This is a genomic window from Spirosoma koreense, from assembly GCF_054777875.1.
This window is the reverse complement of record NZ_BAAHAC010000022.1, coordinates 799,866-821,428: the sequence shown is the minus strand read 5'-3', so window position 1 is coordinate 821,428 and position 21,563 is coordinate 799,866. Positions and strand designations below refer to the sequence as shown.

The 21,563-nt window shown below is 56.0% G+C and carries 11 protein-coding genes; 10 read left to right on the top strand and 1 reads right to left on the bottom strand.

Going from position 1 to position 21,563, the window contains the following annotated elements; translation table 11 throughout:
• Positions 1-204: 204 nt before the first annotated feature.
• The 10 genes from ACYVC2_RS16720 to ACYVC2_RS16675 all read left to right on the top strand — a co-directional run bounded on the left by ACYVC2_RS16720 (position 205) and on the right by ACYVC2_RS16675 (position 19,391).
• The gene (locus ACYVC2_RS16720) at positions 205-3,660 is read left to right on the top strand and encodes a TonB-dependent receptor (RefSeq protein WP_461103721.1); all 3,456 of its coding nucleotides are present in this window, start codon (positions 205-207) and stop codon (positions 3,658-3,660) included.
• 24 nt (positions 3,661-3,684) lie between these two features.
• Positions 3,685-5,136 carry a RagB/SusD family nutrient uptake outer membrane protein gene (locus ACYVC2_RS16715; protein WP_461103719.1) on the top strand — a complete coding sequence of 484 codons (1,452 nt, stop codon included), beginning with the start codon at positions 3,685-3,687 and terminating at the stop codon, positions 5,134-5,136.
• Between the two features lie 58 nt (positions 5,137-5,194).
• On the top strand, positions 5,195-5,779 hold the full coding sequence (locus ACYVC2_RS16710; protein WP_461103717.1) for a gluconate 2-dehydrogenase subunit 3 family protein: 585 nt from the start codon (positions 5,195-5,197) through the stop codon (positions 5,777-5,779).
• Positions 5,780-5,824: 45 nt separating this feature from the next.
• Positions 5,825-7,534, top strand: a complete 1,710-nt coding sequence (locus ACYVC2_RS16705) for a GMC oxidoreductase (protein WP_461103715.1) — start codon at positions 5,825-5,827, stop codon at positions 7,532-7,534.
• Between the two features lie 178 nt (positions 7,535-7,712).
• Positions 7,713-9,890 carry an alpha-amylase family protein gene (locus ACYVC2_RS16700; protein WP_461103713.1) on the top strand — a complete coding sequence of 726 codons (2,178 nt, stop codon included), beginning with the start codon at positions 7,713-7,715 and terminating at the stop codon, positions 9,888-9,890.
• 77 nt (positions 9,891-9,967) lie between these two features.
• Positions 9,968-11,737 (top strand): L-lactate permease, encoded by a 1,770-nt coding sequence (locus tag ACYVC2_RS16695; RefSeq protein WP_461103711.1) that lies wholly within the window; start codon positions 9,968-9,970, stop codon positions 11,735-11,737.
• 20 nt (positions 11,738-11,757) lie between these two features.
• The gene (locus tag ACYVC2_RS16690) at positions 11,758-12,669 is read left to right on the top strand and encodes a sugar phosphate isomerase/epimerase family protein (RefSeq protein WP_461103709.1); all 912 of its coding nucleotides are present in this window, start codon (positions 11,758-11,760) and stop codon (positions 12,667-12,669) included.
• A 150-nt stretch (positions 12,670-12,819) separates the two neighbouring features.
• Positions 12,820-13,779, top strand: a complete 960-nt coding sequence (locus ACYVC2_RS16685; RefSeq protein WP_461103707.1) for a D-2-hydroxyacid dehydrogenase — start codon at positions 12,820-12,822, stop codon at positions 13,777-13,779.
• A 217-nt stretch (positions 13,780-13,996) separates the two neighbouring features.
• On the top strand, positions 13,997-15,148 hold the full coding sequence (locus ACYVC2_RS16680; RefSeq protein WP_461103705.1) for a glycerate kinase: 1,152 nt from the start codon (positions 13,997-13,999) through the stop codon (positions 15,146-15,148).
• Positions 15,149-15,512: 364 nt separating this feature from the next.
• Positions 15,513-19,391, top strand: coding sequence for a sialate O-acetylesterase (locus ACYVC2_RS16675; RefSeq protein ID WP_461103703.1), 3,879 nt, complete (start codon positions 15,513-15,515; stop codon positions 19,389-19,391).
• Positions 19,392-19,492: 101 nt separating this feature from the next.
• Here ACYVC2_RS16675 and ACYVC2_RS16670 read toward each other — a convergent pair whose 3' ends face one another.
• The gene (locus ACYVC2_RS16670) at positions 19,493-21,520 is read right to left on the bottom strand and encodes a c-type cytochrome (protein WP_461103701.1); all 2,028 of its coding nucleotides are present in this window, start codon (positions 21,518-21,520) and stop codon (positions 19,493-19,495) included.
• Positions 21,521-21,563 lie beyond the last annotated feature (43 nt).

The following is a 21,563-nucleotide window of genomic DNA, read 5'->3' as shown; positions in this document are numbered from 1 at the left end:
CCTAAACCTGCATAAGAAAAGGTCAGCCATGTTCCCGCATAGCTGACCTCCGCAACTCCCCTACTTACTGACCTGACAAGCCGAAGACATTCACTGACAATGAATGGGTTAGGGGGGATTTTGTCGAATTTTTTCGTTCACCCAACAAATCCAGACAAATCTATGAAAAAACTATCACTGGAAAATGACCGTCTCCGAACAATCATGCGTATCACCCTACTCCAATGGCTTCTGGTTTGCGCGTTAGCCGGAATTGCGTGGGCACGCGACGGGAAGGCCCAGCAACTCCTCGACCAGCGGATTACCATCCAGGTGGACGGGCAGAACGTAAAGAAAGTGCTGCACCAAATTGAAAAACAGGTGGATGCCCGATTTGTCTTTAGTCCGCAACTCATCCAGTCCGACCGTAAAATATCTGTCCGGAGCCAGGCCGAGCCCTTGTCCGACGTATTGAACCGGGTACTCAAACCGCTTCAGCTTACCTACGAAGTCAGCGGAAATAACATCATCATCAAACCCGATCACCCGACCCATCCTGCGCCGGGCGATGAGCAGGCCGCTGTGCCCACCGCGCCCGAAGTGGCCGCCCGGACGATCAGCGGGACGGTCACCGACGCCAGTGGGGAAACCCTGCCAGGCGTGAACGTGCTGGTCAAAGGCACGCAGAAAGGCACGACGACCGACGCCAAAGGCCAGTTTAAAATCGACATGACCGATACGGAAACTACACTGGTTTTCAGCTTCGTAGGTTACCTGAAGCAGGAACTTGTTGTGGGTAATCAGACGACGGTTTCGGTCATTCTGGCTACCGACAACAAGTCGCTGGCCGAAGTGGTGGTGGTGGGCTACGGTACGCAGAAACGCTCGGACGTTACGGCGGCTATTGCTTCGGCACCGATCGGGGAAGTAAAAGACATGCCCGTCTCGAACGTAGCGACGGCTTTGCAGGGAAAAATTCCGGGGGTGGTCATCCAGCAGAGCAGTGGCGCACCGGGCAGCGCACCCGCCATCAAAGTTCGCGGTTTCGGATCCATCAGCGCCGGAACGTCACCGCTGGTCGTGGTCGATGGCAACATCGTGGGCGCGGGCGTGTTCGGGCTGCTCAACAGTATCGATATCGAAAGCATCGACGTGCTGAAAGATGCGTCTTCGACGGCCATTTATGGGTCGAAAGGCTCGAACGGCGTGTTGCTGGTAACAACCAAGCGCGGCAAGCCTGGCCGTACGAACGTCAACCTGGACGTATATACCGGTTTTCAGGATGTGACCAAGAAACTACCGCTGCTGAACTCCCAGCAATACGCCGAATTCGCGAAAGACGGTTCCAATAACGCTTATCTAGACAACGTGCCAGGTGCAAAAATAACGGACCCCAACAGCGTCCGGCCCGCGAGCTACCTGCGCTACCGCTACCCGCGCGGGGATTTGTTCGACTGGTTCAACTTCGATGACCCGGAAAAAGTAGCGAATCTGCCGTACACCGATTTTCAGAATCTGATTTTCCGGCGGGCCAAAATGAGCAGCTACCAGCTGTCGGTGTCGGGGGGCAACGAAAAAGCGCGCTTTCTGGTCAGCGGCAGTTATCTGAAACAAGACGGGATCATTCTGAAATCGGGCCTGGACCGGTATATTTTTCGCGCCAACGTGGAAGTAAACCTCCTGCCGAAACTGAAAGTGGGTTTGAACCTGAACCCGTCGTTCCGGACCACGCAGGAAGTGACGGCCGAAAACCAATGGTTCAATCAGGGCATCATCACGGCTGCACTGGCGGCAATTCCGATGGCACCGATCTATGCAGCCGACGGTACGTATTCGTCGGAGCTGGCGCTGGCGGCACCGTATAACCTGCCGGGCGTGACGAATCCACTGGCCAACATCACCGAATACAACAGCCAGTACCTGTCCGGAAATCTGCTGGGAAATGTGTATGCCGACTGGGGTTTCCTGAAGAATGCCAACTACCGGGCTTCGGCCAACGTGAACTTCAACGACAACCGCCGGAACACCTACCGGTCCTCCCGCATGCCGCTGAGTAATCTGCTGCCCCCAACGACGGCCATGGGCACGATCTACTCCGACCAGGGTCTCGGCTGGCTGTTCAACCAGGTGGTGAGCTACAACAAAAGTATCAACTCGGTGCACAACATCGAAGCGCTGGTCGGTATGGAAGCCACGACCTCGAAGTTTCAGTCGGCCAGTGCGTCCGGCAGTTCGTACGCCAACGACGTGATCGAAACCCTAAACGCCAGCGCCACCGGCTCGACCACCACAGCCTGGTCGTTCAAGACCGCCAACGCGTCGGTGTCGTATTTTGCCCGCGCCAACTACAATTACAAAGGGCGGTACCTGGCCAACCTCTCCGTTCGGCGCGATGGGTCGTCCATCTTCGGGCCCGACAACCGCTGGGGTACGTTTCCGGCCGGCTCGCTGGGCTGGCGCGTGAGTGAGGAGCCATTCATGAAAAACATCCGGTCTATATCGGAAACCAAACTGCGGGTGAGCTACGGGCTATCGGGCAACAATGCCTTTGCAGACAATTATCCGTACGTCGCTCTGCTCCGACCCGACAATTACAGTTTCAACAATAGCCTGGTCAATGGGCTGGCTCCATCGACGCTCGGCAACGCCAAACTGGGCTGGGAAAAGAACCAGCAGTTCGACGCCGGGATCGACCTGGGGCTGTTCAACAACCGCATCTACCTGATTGTCGATTACTACCACCGGATTACGAAAGACCTCCTGCTGTCGGTCAACGTGCCTTCCCTGACGGGCTTCACAACGGCCTACAAGAACATCGGCAAGATGGAGAACAAAGGCTGGGAGTTCAGCCTGAACACCCGCAACACGACCAAAGGGCTGATCTGGAACACCAGCCTGAATGTGGCGCTGAACCGCAATAAGGTGCTGGCGCTGGGTCCCAACGGCGATCCGATCCGGACGGCGAGCGGTAGCCTGAGTGACCTGAACATCACCCAGATTGGCTCACCCATCGGTAGTTTTTACGGCTATAAACAAATCGGTATTTTTCAGAACCAGGCCGACCTGGACGCTAATCCGCACGATGCCACCTCGCGACCCGGCGACGTGAAGTACGCCGATATCGACGGCGACGGCAAAATTACGGCCAGCGACCGCACGATTCTGGGCAACAACCAACCCGACTTTATCTACGGCTTTACGAATACCTTCAGCTACAAAGGGTTCGATCTGAACATTGCCATTCAGGGAACGCAGGGCAACAAGATTCTGAACATTGGCCGGCGGTATTTCGACAACATGGAAGGTAACCAGAACCAGCTGACCACGGCGCTGAACCGCTGGCGCTCGGAAAGCAATCCGGGCGACGGCATCACTCCGCGGGCCAACGAACGGACCACGGGCAATAACAACGCCGTTTCGTCGCGCTGGGTGGAAGACGCCAGCTACCTGCGGATTCAGAACGTCAGCCTGGGGTATCGGTTGCCGACCGCTCTGCTGAACAAGATCCGGCTTCAGCAAATCCGCATCTACGTGTCGGCGCAGAACCTGTACACCTTCACGAATTACCTGAATTACAACCCCGAAGTCAGCAACTTCGAAAGTCCGCTCTCGGCTGGTATCGACTATGGAGCGTATCCGCTGGCCCGCACCTTCACCTTCGGTATCAACCTCGGATTCTAAGCCCACTTCCCAAGCTCCTCCAACATGAAACGATATACACCCGTACTAAGCCTGCTGATCAGCCTGACCATCAGTTCGTGCAGCCAGAAATTCCTGGACCTGAACCCGATTTCGAACGCTACGACAGACAATTTCTACAAAACCGGCGACGACATCCGCAATGCCGTAAGCGGTAGCTATGCCGCCCTCCAGGCCGACGGTATTGCCGGAAACAGCTACGTCTTCGGCGAAATTGCATCGGACAACACCCTGCCGGTGGCGTCGGGTTCGATCACCGACCAGGACGAATTCGACCGGTTCTACATCAAAACCACCAACCCGTATATCAATGGTCGCTGGAACGACTGCTACTCGGCCATTGCGCGCTTCAACACAATTCTGGATAAGATCGGCAGCATTCAGATAGACGGCACGCTGAAGAACCGGTACGTGGGCGAAGTGAAGTTCCTTCGGGCGCTGGTGTACTTTACCCTGGTGCAGACCTACGGAGATGTGCCACTGGTGACCAAAGCGATCAACGATCCCGACGAAGGATATACCTACACGCGCAACCCCAAAGCGGAGGTGTACGCGCAGATCGAGAAAGACCTGACCGACGCCGACGGTGCTCTGCCGGTTTCGTATACCGGCACCGATATTGGCCGGGCCACGAAAGGAGCCGCCAAAGCGCTGCTCGGGAAAGTGTACCTGACCGAAAAGAAATACCCACAGGCCGTGGCGAAGCTGAAAGAAGTTATCGACCTGAATACTTACGCCCTACTGCCCAACTACGCGGATGTCTTCAAGGTGAGCAATAAAAATAATAAAGAGTCGGTCTTCGATGTGCAGTACAAGTCGGGCGGATCGGGCGAAGGAAATGCCTGGCCCAACTCGTTTGCGCCCCAAAACTCAGGCAATGCGGTAATCAACTTCAGCGGGGGCGGCAACAACCAGCCCACCGACGACCTGATCAAATCGTACGAAGCGGGCGATGTCCGCAAAGACGTCTCGCTGGCAACCTCATACGTCAACGCCGGCGGGCAGACCGTACAGGTCAACTACGTGAAGAAGTATTTCGACACGCCCGTCGTCAATAACGACAATGGCAACAACATTCCGGTCATTCGGTACGCCGATGTGCTGCTGCTTTACGCCGAAAGCCTGAATGAAGTAGGCTACCAGCCCACGGGCGAAGCGCTGACCTACCTGAACCAGATTCGGACCCGGGCCGGCCTAAAAGCCAAAACCGCTACCGACATTCCCGATCAGCAGGCCTTCCGGCTCGCGATGGAGCAGGAACGACGCTCCGAATTCGCCTTCGAGGGCCAGCGCTGGTACGATCTCGTCCGGACAGGACGGGCCGTTGCGGTGATGAACAGCAAGAAAGATCAGATCCGGCTGGTTAACGTCCTGACCGACAATAACCTGATCTTCCCGATTCCGCAGAGTCAGATCGATATCAACAAAGATAAAATCCGGCAGAATCCCGGGTATTAACCGACTAGCGGAGCCTTTTGTCGTAACGTATCCGAAAGCAAACTTAACCACGAACCGAATGAACAGACGGGAAGCCGTAGCGCAAACAGCCTGGATGCTGGGGGGAGTCCTCTCCGCACCGACCCTACAGGCCATGAGTCGCTGGCAACAGCTCAGAAAAAGTCCAGTGGGCAGCGGCCCGACCGGCTCGATACTGACCGAAACGCAGCGCGAGATTGTGGCCCGCATCGCCGACCTGATCATCCCCCGAACCGACACGTCCGGCGTGGATTCGCCCGGCGTGGATTCGCCTGGAGCGCTCGACGTCGGTGTGCCTGACTTCATCGACCTGATGCTCCGCGATTGTTACAAAAAACCGGCGCAGGATCTGTTTCTGACCGGCGTTGGCGATCTGGAGCGGAAGGGGTTTCTGAACCTGCCAGCCGATCAGCAAACGCAACTGCTGCAACAAATCGAAACAAAGGCGTTGCTGAGCAGCGACCTGTCGTTCTGGCAAATGATCAAGGAGCAGACGCTGCTGGGCTATTTCACCTCGGAGCCGGGCGTTAAAGCCTCGTTCGATTACCAACCCATTCCGGGGCGGTTCGAAGCCATTAAAATCAAACCGGGCCAAAAAGATTTCATGTACGGCAATCAGGCCTGACCAGCGCCATTCGCCATTAACTGTACCTAACCAAGCAGTAAACCGATGAACCTGAATATAAAGGCAGACACCGCCCAGACCTACGACGCCATCGTGGTAGGCTCGGGCATGACCGGGGGCTGGGCCGCCAAAGAACTTACCGAAAAAGGGCTGAAGGTACTCATGCTCGAACGGGGTTACGAACTCAAACACGTCGAAGACTACAAAACAGCCTTCAAAGATCCCTGGGAGTTCGAACACCGGGGAAAAATTTCCGTCGTGGCCGCCGAAGAGCATTACGCGACCATGTATTTCTCAGCCAAGGAGGGGTCGCAGTACCTGTACGCCAACGACAAGGCGCATCCGTACATTCAGCAACGGCCTTTCAACTGGATTCGTGCGTACCATACGGGCGGGAAATCGCTGCTGTGGGGCAAACATACTTACCGCTGGAATAAGGAAGATTTTCTGGCAAACGCCAAACAGGGACTCGGCGTCGACTGGCCCGTTCGCTACGAAGACCTCGAACCCTGGTATAGCTATGTTGAAAAGTTCGTAGGCATCAGCGGAAATCCCGAAGGGCTCGCCGTTTTGCCAGACAGCCATTTTCTGCCGCCCATGGCCATGACCGCCCCCGAGCTGCACCTGAAAAAGTCGGTTGCGCAGAAACTGAACCGGCCCATTACAATCGGGCGAGTGGCGCACCTGACCAAGCCGCAACCGTGGCATACGGCCGTCGGGCGGGCGAGCTGCCAGTTCCGCAATCGGTGTTCACGCGGATGTCCGTTTGGCGCTTACTTCAGTTCGCTGGCTGCTACGCTTCCGGCCGCCCGCCAGACCAACCGCCTGACGGTGGTGCACAACGCCATCGTGAAGGAGATTATCCTGGACGACAAAGCGCAGAAGGCCAAAGGTGTGCGGGTTATCGACCAGAATACGATGGAGGTGCGGGAGTTCTTCGCTAAAGTCATCTTTCTGAATGCCGGCACCATCGCATCGACCTCTATTCTGATGAACTCGAAGTCGGCCCGTTTTCCGAACGGACTCGGCAACGACAGCGACCAGCTGGGCCGCAACCTGATGGACCATCACCTGGCCATTGGCGCACGGGCCGATATCGACGGGTTCGAAGACGATTATTTCTTTGGTGCCCGGCCGGGCAGCCTGTACATTCCGCGGTTCCGGAACTGGGGCACCGACAAACGCAGCTACCTCCGGGGCTTCGGTTACCAGGGTGGAGCTACCCGGGCCGACTGGTCGCGGGGCGCTACCGAAGCGGGTTTCGGAGCCGATTTCAAGAAAAAGATGACTCAGCCCGGTCCCTGGAAGATCAACCTCAGCGGCTTCGGCGAAGTATTACCCGACCCCAAAAACCGCTTTTACCTGAGCGAAGATCAGACCGATAAATGGGGCCTGCCGCAGGTAGTTTTCGACGCCGATTTTGGCGAAAACGAACTGGCGATGCGCAAGGATATCATGAACGACGGGGCCGAAATGCTCGAAGCCGCGGGCTTCAGGAACGTCGTAGCCTACGACAACCCCGTGGCGCACATGGGCCTGGGTATCCACGAAATGGGTACGGCCCGCATGGGCCGAGATCCGAAAACTTCGGTACTGAACAAGTTCAATCAGGTGCATACCTGCAAAAACGTGTTCGTGACAGATGGCTCCGCGATGGCGTCGGCCTCGAACGTAAACCCGTCGCTGACGTACATGGCCCTGACGGCCCGGGCCGCCAATTACGCGGTCGGACAGTTGAAAGCGCGTAATCTTTAAAAATCAGCGGAGCATCCTACAAGCCTGGTCCTGCCGACCGTTTCTTTCGCCCCTTTCCGGCCTTTTGTCCGATACGTCTACGGACAAAAGGCCGGAGATAGTGGGGTTTTAGAGCCAACCGCGACCATTTTCCTCCTAACCCAGTAACCCGGCGTGGACCGAGCTGCACACGTATTTTATGGAACGAAGAGATTTTATCAAAACCAGTGGTCTTATCGGGAGCGCTTATGCCTTTTCGGGCGCGTCGGTACTGGCCAGTTCAGCGACGAACAGCGTGGCTCCTACCGAACCCTTATGGCTCGACGGCCCCATGCGGTGGGCACAGCTGGCCTTTGTCGAGCGTGACCCGGGCCATTATGACCCCGATTTCTGGCTGGCTTATTTCAAGCGCGTTCATGCCGACGGGGCGTTGCTCAGCGCAGGGGGTATCGTAGCCTTTTATCCGACCAAAATTCCGCTCCATCACCGCAGCGATTTTATGGGCAATTCCGATACACTGGGGTATCTGGTCGAGGGTTGCCGGAAACAAGGCATGAAGATTATGCTCCGGACCGATCCCCACGCCGTCCGGCAGAACGTTTACGACGCTCATCCCGACTGGATCGCCGTCACCGCCGATGGGCAGAAGCGTCGGCACTGGGCCAACCCGGAGCTATGGGTCACCTGTGCACTGGGGCCATACAGCTTCGATTTCATGACGCAGGTGAATCAGGAAATTATGGAGAAATTCCAGCCGGAGGGCATTTTCTCGAACCGCTGGCACGGGCACGACATCTGCTACTGCGAACACTGCAAAACGAATTTCAAAGCCTATTCGGGGCTCGAACTCCCCCAGAAAGCCGACAAACTCGACCTGACCTACCGCAAATGGACCGACTGGCGCATGAAGCGACTGCGCGACGTGTGGATGAGTTGGGACGCGGGCATTCGCAAACAGAAACCCACCGCCCGCTTCATCCCGAATGGGTTTCCCGATAAGGTCATGACCGGCCGGGAAGCCGACCTTTTCTTCGCCGACCAGCAGGCGCGCCGGGGGCTCATTCCACCCTGGTCCAATGGGAAAGGCGCTAAAGAACTACGGTCTACGCTGGGGCAGAAACCCCTGATCGGTATTTTCAGCGTCGGTATCGAAGAAGAATTCCGCTGGAAAGATTCAGTGCAGAGCGACGCCGAAATCCGGATTTGGGTGGCCGAAGGGACTGCCAACGGCATGCGTCCCTGCTTTGTCAAATTTGGGGGAGATATCTACGACAAACGCTGGATGGAATCCGTCGCCAAACTCTACGAGGGCTACTACAAAAACGAAAAATACCTGCGCAACACGGCCCCGCTGGCTCGGGTAGGCATCGTCTACTCCGAACAGACCGACCGTAACTACGGTGGAAAACCGTGGCAACAGAAAAGCAGCGACCACCTCGACGGCATGTACCACAACCTGGTCGAAAACCGGATTCCGTTCGATATGGTGAACGACCGGCTGCTCTCGCCCGACGATCTGAAACGGTTCAGGTTGCTGATCCTGCCTAATATTGCCGCCCTGTCGGATACGCAATGCCAGCAGCTCCAGGCCTTTGTGGCTAATGGCGGGAGCCTGGTAGCCACCTTCGAAACCTCGCTTTATGACGAAGAAGGCAAACAACGACCAGATTTCGGGCTGGCGAGCCTGTTCGGGGTTTCATACGACCAGAAAGTGGAGGGACCGATGCGGAACAGCTACCTGCAGCTACGCCCGAACGCAAAAGACAGCCAGACGCAGCTGATCCTGAAAGGCCTGGAGGATACCCCCCGGATCATCAACGCCATTTACAAAGTCAACGTGAAACCGACGACGACGTTTCCCAGTCCGATAACGCTCATTCCGACCTACCCGGATCTGCCCATGGAAGACGTTTACCCACGCGTGGCCGAAACCGATACGCGTGAACTGTACCTGCGGCAGGTCGGCAAAGGGCGGGTGGCCTACATTCCCGGCGATCTGGACCGCTCGTTCTGGCAGATGCTGGGCACCGACCATGGTCAGTTGCTGAGTAATGTGGTCGACTGGGCGCTCAACGAAGAACCCGTGGCGACCGTAACCGGACCAGGCATAATCGATGTCAACGTCTGGCGGCAGGCCAACTCGATGACGGTTCACCTGGTGAATCTGACCAACCCGATGATGATGAAAGGACCGTTCCGCGAACTCATTCCGGTGGAAGCGCAGGTGACCGTTGCGGTTCCGGCGGGGGCAAAAGTGACGGCCGTTAGGTTGCTCATGAGCGACCAGAAACCGAAATTCGAGTTGAAAGGCGGCAAAGTAACCGTTGCCGTGCCGAAGATTCTCGATCATGAGATCGTAGCGCTGGACCTGGCCTGACCGAACCGCTTCCCGAAACGGCCGTGCGTCGGTGGGCAGCTCATGTCGAAACCCAATTCATTAACTGAACACAACGTATGACCTGGAAACAAGTTATCGATCCGTTTAATAGTATCCTTTTATCCGTGCTGGTTGCCGCCATTCCGATCCTGTTCATCTTCTGGGCGCTGATCATCCGGAAGATGAAAGGCTACCAGGCCAGCCTGATCGCTACGGGGCTGGCCATGCTCATTGCCGTTTTTGTGTACGGTATGCCCGTCAAACTGGCCCTGCTCTCGGCGGCTCATGGCGCGCTCTATGGGTTGTTTCCCATCTGCTGGCTGGTTGTTATGGCAGTCTTTCTCTTCAACATCACCGTCCGAAGCGGCCAGTTCGAGATTATCAAGCATTTCATGGCCTCGATCACTTCCGACCGACGCCTGCAGGCGCTGCTCATCGCTTTCTCCTTCGGCTCGTTTCTGGAAGGCACGGCGGGTTTCGGCGCACCGGTGGCCATCACGGCAGCCATGCTGGTGGGGCTGGGCTTCAACCCGCTCTATGCGTCGGGCATCTGTCTGATTGCCAATACGGCTCCGGTAGCGTTTGGCTCCATCGGCATTCCGATCACGGTGGCTTCGCAGGTATCGGGCATCCCCGAACTCCCCATTTCTCAGATGGTGGGCCGAACCCTGCCGCTGTTGTCGGTGCTCCTGCCTTTCTATCTGGTAACCATCATCGCCGGTTTCAATAAAGCCCGGGAAGTATGGCCGGCTGTGCTGGTGTCGGGAATTTCCTTCGCGTTTCTGCAATACTTCTCGTCCAACTTTCTGGGGCCGTCGTTACCCGATGTGATTGCCGGGCTGGGGTCTATCGTATGCCTGATGATCTTTCTTCGGATCTGGAAACCCCAGACGGTCTGGCGTTTTGCCAACGAACCGGCCGCCACGGTTCATACCGATCTGAACTACACCAATCCGCAGTTGCTGCGAGCCTGGGCACCGTTTATCGTACTGACCATCATGGTGATTGCCTGGGGGATGCAGCCGATCAAAGACGCCCTGAACTCGGTGGGTATGACGCAGTTTAACTTTCCGGGTCTGCACAACGCCATTCAGTCGGAAGATGGCACATTACTCGCCAAAGTCTTTAAGCTGAATTACCTATCGGCGGCTGGCACGGCCATTCTGATTGCCTCGCTCGTTGCTATTCCGCTGGTCGGGTTGAGCTACGGCGAAGGCGCGCAGGTGTTTGGTGCTACCCTGAATCAGTTGAAGTTCCCTATCCTGACCATTGCCGCCGTACTCAGTTTCGCGTATATCCTGAACGATTCAGGCATCACCCTAACCCTGGCCGACGTGCTGGCGAATACGGGCCTGCTGTTTCCCTTTTTCGCGCCCGTACTGGGTTGGCTGGGCGTGTTCATTACCGGTTCGGATACGTCGGCCAATGCCTTGTTCAGCAAACTTCAGTATGCTACCGCCCAGTCGATCGGGGTCGATCCGGTGGTGACGGTCGGGGCCAATATTTCGGGCGGGGTCGTCGGGAAGATGATTTCTCCGCAGTCGATCGCAGTGGCCGCGGCCGCCGGCAATCTGGTGGGTAAAGAGTCGGAACTGTTCCGCTTCACGGTCAAACACAGTTTCATTATGCTGTTTGTCATTTGTCTGATCGTGCTGGCGCAGGCCTATGTGGTCAAATGGATCATTCCGGCCTACGAGATGCTGGGCACGAAAGCGGCAGCCGCTACACCCGATCCGTCGAGAGGCTACATGTATCTTCTGGGGCTCGGCCTCCTGCTCGCCATCATTGCGTCTGCCGTGCTGATCGGTGCCCGAAAAAAAGCTCAAACCCCCGATTTAGTCAATTGACGTATACATCCTGAATGCACATGAACGCGCCACTTTGTAAGTACATGAAAGTGGGGCTGGTCCATTTCATGGCTTTTCCTGAGACCATGAAAGGCGAAGGCCCCGTGCTGGAAACCATCAAAAAAGTTGTTATCGACGATTATTTCACGGCTATCGAGATCACGACGGTCAAAGATCCGGCCGTCCGACGACAGGTAAAAAGCCTGCTTACTTCGTCGCACATGATTGTGGCTTATGCGGCCCAGCCCCGGCTCCTGACCACGGGGCTCAACCTGAACGATACCGACGAAAGCGCCCGGCAACGGGCACTGGCCAATGTAAAAGAAGGTATCGACGAAGCCTACGAAATGCAGGCTACCGGTTTTTCGTTTCTGAGCGGTCAATACGACGAAGCCCGCAAAGAAGAAGCCTTCGAGCGGCTGGTCGATTCTACCCGTGAAATCTGCGCTTACGCAAAAAGGAAGGGCGACATGAAGGTATCGCTGGAAGTGTTCGATTACGACGTCGATAAAAAATCGCTCATCGGACCAGCCGATCTGGCCCTGCGCTACGTGCAGGAAGTTCGCAAAACCCACGATCATTTCGGGCTGATGGTCGACCTGAGCCACATTCCGCTCATCCACGAAACCATCGAAGAGTCGCTGCTACCGCTGAAGGACTACATTACCCACGCGCACATCGGCAACTGCGTGGTGAAAAGCCCGGACCTACCCGCCTACGGGGATGTACACCCACGCTTCGGCTTTCCCAACGGCGAAAACGACGTGCCCGAAGTAGCCCATTACCTGAAAGTACTGCTCGACATCGGCTACCTGAATCCCGAAAATCCGCCGATCGTCAGTTTTGAGGTCAAGCCCTTTGGTGATGAAGACCCCGATGTCGTAATTGCCAACGCAAAACGCACCCTGAACGCAGCCTGGGCGCGGGTCTGACCGATTGTCAGCATTGATTTTGTGATCCTGTCGGCAACAGACGGCGCGGAGTTACCGACAGGATCACAAAAAAACCATTGCTTACGTTGCCGATGAGCTGCGCTACGGCTCAACGGCAACGGACTGAACTCATAATCGCAGAAAGAACTAATGAAGATTGTCGTATTGGATGGCTACACACTCAACCCGGGCGACCTCTCCTGGGAAGAACTGGAGAAATTGGGTGATCTGACGGTCTATGACCGTACGCCCGCCGATCAGATTCTGGACCGGGCGAAGGATGCCGAAATCATTTTCACCAATAAAGTACCCCTGGGCGAACAAACCCTGGAGCAACTACCAGCCCTAAAATTCATCGGTGTATTAGCCACTGGTTATAACATTGTCGATACCGCTGTGGCGAAGAAAAAAGGCATTGTGGTCTGCAACGTACCGGGTTATGGCACCGCGTCGGTGGTGCAGCTGACCTTTGCGTTACTGCTCGAACTGACGCAGCACGTACAACGCCACAGCGATGCGGTCAGGCAGGGTCGCTGGGCCAGTTCGCAGGATTGGTGTTTCTGGGATTATCCGCTGATCGAGCTGGCGGGTAAAACCATGGGCATCATCGGCTTTGGCAGCATTGGCGAAAAAGTTGGCGACATTGCCACCGCCTTTGGCATGAACCTGATCGGCTCCAAACGGCACCGGACGGATCAATCGCACCGGCCGAATTTCCGCTGGGCCGACATCCCCGAATTGCTGGAACAGTCTGACGTGGTCAGCATTCACACGCCGTTGGTACCGGAAACTAAAGGACTGATCAATCGGGAAAACCTGGCGCGAATGAAATCTACCGCTTTTCTGCTCAACACGGCCCGTGGCCCCATTATCGTGGAGCAGGATCTGGCGGATGCGCTGAACAACGGACGTATTGCCGGAGCGGGTATCGACGTATTATCGACGGAACCGCCGGCCGCCGACAACCCGTTGTTTACGGCCAAAAACTGCCTGATTACGCCCCACCTTGCCTGGGCTACCAAAGAAGCGCGCGCCCGACTGATGGCCATAACCATAGCCAATCTGACGGCATTCATCCGTGGGAATCCGGTGAATGTTGTCACTAATTAACGTGACTTACGGACAGGCGCAGCTTAGGCAATACTTTACCTGATTTATCATTCCGACGTCAGGAGCAATCTTAGGAATTGACAGGTTTTAAGATTGCTCCTGACGTCGGAATGATAAACTATACTTCTCCATAATTTACATTATTCAGGCTCGCTTCATCGGGCTCAATAATCGGCGGATCGATTTTGGGCTCGATGACATTTGCTTTTCTAGCCGTATGAATCCGACACGCATCCTCATTGCCCCGAATGCCTTTAAACATAGTCTCAACGCAACGGAGGTTGCATTAGCCATTCAGGAGGGGCTGCAACAAAGCCTGCTGAATAGCCTTTGCACCTGTTTTCCGGTGGGCGATGGTGGCGACGGCACGGCTGAACTGATGATCGAAAAGCACAACGGCTCGCTCGTATCGCTGGATGTCGGTGATCCGTTCGGCCGCAAAATCAGGTCGTCGTTTGGTCTGGTCAACGGAGGACAAACGGCCATTATTGAGATGGCGAGTGCTTCAGGAATTCAGCTGGTGAAGCCAGCGGAACTCGATCCACTGCGGGCCACCTCGTTCGGCACCGGTGAGCTGATCAAACGGGCGCTGGATGAGCGGATCAGGAAACTCGTGCTGGCCATTGGCGGTTCGGCTACGGTCGATGGAGGCACGGGCATTCTGCGTGCGCTCGGTATCCGGTTTTTAGATGCCGATGGAACCGAGCTAACGGCGCCCGAGAGCCTAACCAGCCTTAGCCGTATCGATACTTCAGGACTTGATCCGCGGATTTTAGCCTGCGACATCAGCATTCTTTGCGACGTTGAAAACACCCTGTTAGGGGCTGATGGGTCGGCCGCCGTTTTTGGTCCGCAAAAAGGCGCGACGCCTGAGGGAGTGAAAAAACTGGATGCCAGTCTGAGCACTCTGGCTCAGATCGCTCGTCGGCAAACGGGTATCGATATGGCTACGATTCGGCACGGGGGCGCGGCCGGGGGCGTAGCGGCTGGTCTACATACCTTTCTGAATGCTAAACTCATCACTGGCATCGATTTCTTTCTGGATTTTACGGGTTTCGACGAAGCCGTCGCTAAAGCCGATCTGGTCATTACGGGTGAAGGAAGTATCGATGAACAAACCCTGCACGGCAAAGGGCCATACGGCGTTGCTTACCGGGCCAAAGCGCAAAAGCTGCCCGTATTTGGGCTGGCCGGGAAAATACCGCTCGAACATAACGATAAGCTAAGCCAGTATTTCGATCTGCTTCTGGCGATCGGCAATGGCCCTACTGACCTGGCTACAGCTTTCGGCAACACTCGCCAAAACCTGATCCGGACCGCACGACAACTGGGCAATTTACTGGTCCTATTGGGCAAAACCGCTAAATAAGGCTAGTCTAAGCGCCTATTTCAGGGGTACAGCATCGGCGAAGGCATCTCAATAGCGTCTATTCTTCCTGACAGACATTCATCTTCCAGCCGCTTTGCGCTCTGGCTAAAACCCTATTGCCTACGATAGTGCTTGACAGCACGATACCTGTTGCCGCCTGCGCGAATGTCAATCTCCCAATCATTACCCCAAAACGTCATTTTAATTACATTGTTATTAACTATTTGTTAGTCATTTTAAAATTTTACTTATCTAAACTGTTATAAATTAACTACATAATACTTTTTATATCCTATATATGAGTTATTTTTCGATTAGATAAAACAAATACTCATTACAGATACTACTTTACCACACCATGCGAATGAATCGTTTAACGCCCTTGCCGGGGGTAAGCGCACGGATATGCCTACTCATGGCCCTGGTTTTCGGCCTACCCACCGTTGTTTCTGCACAACTTCAGCTCACCTTTCCCGTCTCCCGAATTGTTTTTCAGCGAACGAATGCCAATCAGGCTGATGTTCCATTCCGGGCCCGGCTTACCTCATCGGCCGTTACCAGTGTTAAAGTCCGTTTAGTTGTCCGCCAGGGTGGCTCGGCAACGGGCTGGAGCACATTTACGCCCGTCAACGGTACGGTTGAGGGCCTGGTTCCGGGCGTAATGGGGGGTTGGTACGATCTGGAAGCCGAAGCCTTCAGTGGCGAGGTAAGCCTGGGTACCAGCCGGATCCAGCGGGTAGGCGTCGGTGAGGTATTGCTTGCTACGGGTCAATCCAATGCTCAGGGCTTTCCCTATGCCACGGGTGCCGTCGACGATCGGGTATCGTGCGTCAATTATTATGATGGTAACATAACGGAATACCGTTTCCCACTGTCATTCAGCCAGTTATCAGGCCCTATAAAAGTTGGCCCTACCAATGAGCTTTATTTTTACGGCCTGCTGGGCGACAAGCTGGTGCAGCGGTGGGGCGTACCGGTATTGATCTACGGAGCCGCTTTGGGCAGTACGTCCTCGATTCAATGGCGGCAGACCGCCGAGGGACGACTGGATATTCCGGATGCGGAGCAGTGGGGCGGTGCCGATGATTTACGGCCGTACCGGGCCATCAAAGCGACTCTGAACCATTACGTACGGCGCACGGGGCTACGAGCCATTCTGTGGCACCAGGGAGAATCCGACAAAGGGAAATCCGGATCGGCTTATGCGGGCAATTTGCAGAAAGTTATCGAAGTCAGTCGGCAGGATACCGGAGCGCCTGCCCTGCCCTGGGTCATTGCCCGGGCTTCGTGGTTCGAAGGCAGTGGCGACAACAACATTGTTTCTGCTCAGAATCAGGTGATTGCTCAGGTTACCAACTGTTATCCAGGCCCCAATACCGATACCTACGGCAATAGCTACCGGCAGGATGGCACCCACTTCCTGCAATCCTTCTATCCGCAACTGGCTGACCTCTGGAGTCAATCGCTGTCTGACAATTTCCTTCAGCAATCTACTCCCTACGTTCTGACTCAGACACCCCCTCGTCTTACGGCCGGTCTGCCCCAACCCGCCTACCAATATTCGGGTGGGCATCTGGTTATTCCCTTTCTGGATGAGGCAATGCCGGGTAATGATCCCGGAGGTAATTACAAAGCTCAACTGATGACTATGAGCGGGCAGTTTATAACCAACCTGGGCGTCGGAAACACGCGACCAATGCGTGTGATGCTGCCCGATAATCTGTCCGGTAGCTATCAGGTTCGTATCGCTGCTACATCGGATGGAACTACCTCGCCTAACAGCACCTCCATCACGGTGTTTACGCCCCCATACGGAAAAGGAACCGGTACGGGACTTTTCGGGCAGTACATCAGCGGGTCGGACCCGAACAACCCAGTCCTGCATACCGAACTGGATGGACCGCTGGATTTTACCTGGTTCGATGTGCCCCCTTCGGCGGTGATGCCACCCCGGGATTATATCATTCGCTGGACCGGGCAAATCGAAGCGCCGGTGACAGGTACGTATACCATCAAAACCAACAACGACGATGGCGCACGCGTCTGGATCAACAACCAGCTCATTATCGACGACTGGGCCAACTATCCCTACCCACAGACCAAACGGGGGCAGATTTCGCTGCAGGCCAATCAGAAATACGATATCCGGGTCGATCTGTTGCAGGGCTGGTTTAATGCCCAGGCCCGGCTACTGTGGGTGGTGCCGGGCAGTAATCAGGCCATTTACATGCCTAAAGACCGCCTGTATCCGGCCTCAGGTACGTTTTCAGAAGCCGACCCGATGCAGGTAGTTTTCCCGACAGCGCGAATGGTATTCCAGCGAAATAACGCCAATTCGGCGCAGATCCGGATCGCGGGTACGTGTCCGACGCGTACCGAACGCGTCGAAGTCAGGGTATCGCCGACGGCTTCCGGTTATGGTCAGGATAATGATTTTTACGTTACGCTGGACAGCCAGCCGGCCAATGGTTATTTTTCAGGCAGCCTTACCGTCGCCACGGGCTGGTACAAGCTGGACGTTCAGTCGATTGTTCAGAATAAAGTGATCTGCCATACCCGCGTAACCCCCGTTGGCGTGGGCGAAGTATTCATCGTTGCCGGCGAAGGCAATGCACAGGGGGTTACGCCCATCCGATCGGTAGCAGCCGCTGACGACGATCGGGTCAGTTCGGTACCGCACTATAACTTTACCGATACGACTCGCTTGCCTTTACCGCCGATATTCAATTCCGTAACTGCGGACGGAACAATCGGTCCACGAGGGAGTACAGCCTGGTGCTGGGGCGAACTAGGGGATCTACTGGTCAAACGACTCAACCTACCAGTGCTGTTTTACAACGTAGCCTGGGCGGGCACAACGGTTCGCAACTGGCGGGAAAGTGCCGGGCAGGGAACAACTACTCCCCTTAACGGAACCATTCTGCCGGTGGGTATGCCCTACGGTAATCTGAAGCGGGTGTTGGCAGATTACGTACCGCTGACCGGTCTGCGGGCTATTCTGTGGCAACAGGGCGAGTCGGAATTCTACTCGTCCGATCAGCAGGCCACCCAATATGCAGCGGATTTACAGGCGTTGATCAGCCGTAGCCGGACGGACGCGGGAGCGGCTCAGTTGCCCTGGCTGGTAGCCCGTTCCTCAGCTGATAATACGACCGTGGCCACGTCTTCTTCCGGTAGTTACGAGCCGGTTACAAACGCCCAGAACTCGGTGATCCAGACCGTCTCGCAGGTATTGGCAGGCCCCATCACCGATACCGTTCAAACGCCCCGCCCCGGGGGTATGTATTTGCAGGGAAATGGCTTGAGCCGCCTGGCAGCCGCCTGGAATCAGGCCTTATCCAACGCTGTCTGGTCTACGACAGCTATGCTGCCACAACCGCCCGTTCTCAGCGATCTGCGCTTATCCGCTCAGGTAAATAGCCGGGTAAAGCCGGTAGGTAATATCGTTGAGTTTACGATCACGGTCTGGAATGAAGGCCCGTTTACCGCGACGAATGTAGGCGTACGCTGCTCTTTACCGCCGAATGTTCAGTTTGTTGGCAGTGAATCGATGACCAACCAGCAGGGCGACTTACGGGCATCGATAGCCAGCCTGCCCGCGGGCGCACGAGCCCTACTCACGTTTACGGCGCAGGCTCTGCAGGCGGGTTCGTATCAGCTGGCGGCCGAGATCATTCGCGCCGATCAGCTGGACCGCGATTCGCGCCCGAACACGAGTATCGGCAATGGCGAAGACGATGTGGCCTGGGTCGATTTTCGCACGTCGGACGCCAGCTCCGCTTTGTTCACAGCATCGGTATCGCCCAATGCCCCCTTCTTACCGGCTCCGATCAGCACCCAGCCCTTCGCCGATCCTAACCGGGCTGACCTGACACTTTCCCTGCTGGCAAACAGACTGTCCGCTGCGCCTAATTCTCCGGTTTCCCTGAGTCTGGTGGTCAGGAATACCGGCGGTCAGGATGCTCAGAACGTACAGCTTGGCTGTTCCTTACCGGCAGGCTTATCCTTTGGTGGCAGCCCATCGATGAGTCTGATCGATAACACAGTGCGGGGAACCCTAGGCAGTGTTCCGGCAGGCGGGCAGGATCAACTGACCTTCACCCTGACGCCGACAACCACCGGAGCCTGGACCTTACAGGCGCAAATCGAGGCAGCAACGCCCTCAGACCCCGATTCGACGCCAAACAACGGCTTCTCGAATGGGGAAGATGACACCGCAACCGTGTCTATCCGAACCCGATAAAGTAGGTCTTCAACGTTTTGAGGATAACGCCCTCCAGCCCATAGAAAGCAAAAAGGGCGATGATCGCCCTTTTTGCTTTCTATACCCGATGTTCCGACAGCTTACGGCTTGGGAGCGCCTGTTGAGTTGCTGCCGCTAGCCGGTGCCAGCGAGTTGATCCAGGCCGCAATTTTCAGCGCGTCGGCTTTGGGGACCTGGGGCATCGGCGGCATTTCCGTAGCATAATCCGGCCAGTTGTGCGGTTTCGGATTGTAGATCAGTTCCACGATCTGGTCGTTGGTGTATTTGCGCTTGGCGACGTCTGCAAACGCCGGACCCACCTGCCGCTTGTTGGCCTGATGGCAGGCCGCGCAGGTATGGCGGGTCAGCAAGCCCTTCACTTCTTCGTAGCTCGGGGCTTTGGCCATGGTTACGGCCTGTCCTTCTACCAGTTTAGGCTTACCCCCGGTTACGGCCTTGGTACCCGCTTTCTGCCCCGAAGCCGGGGCTGCTGTTGGCGTAGCAGCAGCCGGTGCCGTAGCTGAATTTTTCGTACTCACCTCACTCATCGCCAGTTTCTGTCCGTCTGGAATATTGTTGAGTGTATAATACGCGATCGGATGAACGAGCGAGTACGATCCTTCGGTAGCCCGAACGCCATCGAGCGTCAGTTGGTGAATGTAGTACTTCCGTAAATCCCCCACAATCAGCCGCGCCTTGAGCCCGTCGGCCGACACTTTCACACCCTTGATGGGCAACGCTTCCTTGTTGATGGTCGGGCTACCGTAGACGGAATGGTATTTGTAGAGGAAACTTTCCACGCGGTACGAAGCCAGATCTTCCGCCGACTTGCGATCGACGGGTTTGGTGAATTCGACTTCGAAACCGTCGGGCATAGCTTTTACCGTGCGCATCTCAAACGGAATGGCTCCGTTCCAGGCCAGGCGTTGCAGGCCTTCGTTGGCTTCCCCAGCCGAGCCCCAGCCCCGGTTCGTTTCGCCAACGAACAGCGACCCATCTTTCGCAAAAGCCATCCGCAGCACCCCAGACCGGAATCCGTTCCGGAATTCGATGGCACCACCCTGGTATTCGCCACCAACTTTTTCCATGAACACCCGCGAGATCTTGCTCATGCCCTGATCACCGACCAGCAGTTGCCCGGCAAACGGCCCAAACGCTCCCTGCGGAATCTCCAGAATTTCGGAATTCGAAATGCCCAGAATACCGTGCGGCAACCAGACTGCGGGCGTCTGAATATCGGCATTGGGAAACTGCTCTTTCATCTGATACAGCAGATTCGGGGTTTCGTTGACGATATTCTCAGGTTTGATAGCCCGTCCGTTTTCGTCCCGACGCCGGCGTTCGTCGATCTTGGCGTTGAATTGTTCGGCAGTCAGTTTAACGGGCGAGTTGGCGGTTCCGGTCCAACGCAGGCCCGCCGGGTGGCCCACAAAAGCCCCTTTCTTCACGTGAACGACGCCCCCCGAGCCCATCCAGTCGCCCTGGTTGTCGGCGTAGAAGAGCTCACCGTCGAAAATACCCAGCCCGCAGGGCGACCGCATGCCCGTTGCCCAGGGTTGCATGGTGCCGTTTTCGCTGATTTTCATGGTCCAGCCGCGCCAGGGGACCCGGCTTTCACCCCGCCACCATTCTTCATCGCCAAAGGCTACGTTGCCCGTCACGAAGAACTGGCCGTCGGGTGCGATCTTCGGTCCGAAGCTGTATTCATGATAGTGGCCTGACAGCGGCCAGGCGTATACCGTTTCGAAGACGTCGGCTTTCCCATCATGGTTGGCATCGACGAGTTTGGTGAGTTCGCCCCGCTGTGCGCAATACAGCGCTCCGTCTTTGTAGGTCAGCCCCAGAATCTCGTGCAGACCCGATGCGAACTTGCGGAAGAACGGCTTGCGGCTGGTCGGATTTTCCACGATCCAGATGTCACCCCGGCGGGTGGCGACCCCCAGATTTCCGTCGGGCAGCGCCGTCAGACCGCCTACTTCGAGCAGCGTACCTTCGGGTGCGGTCACTTTCAGAATTTTAAAGAAATCCTCCTCTTTGGGCGATTCCTGCGCCTGCACACGCGTCATGGCCATAGCGCAAAGCAGCGCAGCAGCGGACCGGTGAAGCAGGGTTTTATAGATGCGTTTCATAGTGATTCTGTAATGGATAATGAATAATGTAAAATGCATAATG

Bases quoted from the DNA above. Each gene is read 5' to 3' on its own strand.
- ACYVC2_RS16720 (WP_461103721.1), top strand. From the start codon at position 205: ATGCGTATCACCCTACTCCAATGGCTTCTGGTTTGCGCGTTAGCCGGA.
- ACYVC2_RS16715 (WP_461103719.1), top strand. From the start codon at position 3,685: ATGAAACGATATACACCCGTACTAAGCCTGCTGATCAGCCTGACCATC.
- ACYVC2_RS16710 (WP_461103717.1), top strand. From the start codon at position 5,195: ATGAACAGACGGGAAGCCGTAGCGCAAACAGCCTGGATGCTGGGGGGA.
- ACYVC2_RS16705 (WP_461103715.1), top strand. From the start codon at position 5,825: ATGAACCTGAATATAAAGGCAGACACCGCCCAGACCTACGACGCCATC.
- ACYVC2_RS16700 (WP_461103713.1), top strand. From the start codon at position 7,713: ATGGAACGAAGAGATTTTATCAAAACCAGTGGTCTTATCGGGAGCGCT.
- ACYVC2_RS16695 (WP_461103711.1), top strand. From the start codon at position 9,968: ATGACCTGGAAACAAGTTATCGATCCGTTTAATAGTATCCTTTTATCC.
- ACYVC2_RS16690 (WP_461103709.1), top strand. From the start codon at position 11,758: ATGAACGCGCCACTTTGTAAGTACATGAAAGTGGGGCTGGTCCATTTC.
- ACYVC2_RS16685 (WP_461103707.1), top strand. From the start codon at position 12,820: ATGAAGATTGTCGTATTGGATGGCTACACACTCAACCCGGGCGACCTC.
- ACYVC2_RS16680 (WP_461103705.1), top strand. From the start codon at position 13,997: ATGAATCCGACACGCATCCTCATTGCCCCGAATGCCTTTAAACATAGT.
- ACYVC2_RS16675 (WP_461103703.1), top strand. From the start codon at position 15,513: ATGAATCGTTTAACGCCCTTGCCGGGGGTAAGCGCACGGATATGCCTA.
- ACYVC2_RS16670 (WP_461103701.1), bottom strand. From the start codon at position 21,520: ATGAAACGCATCTATAAAACCCTGCTTCACCGGTCCGCTGCTGCGCTG.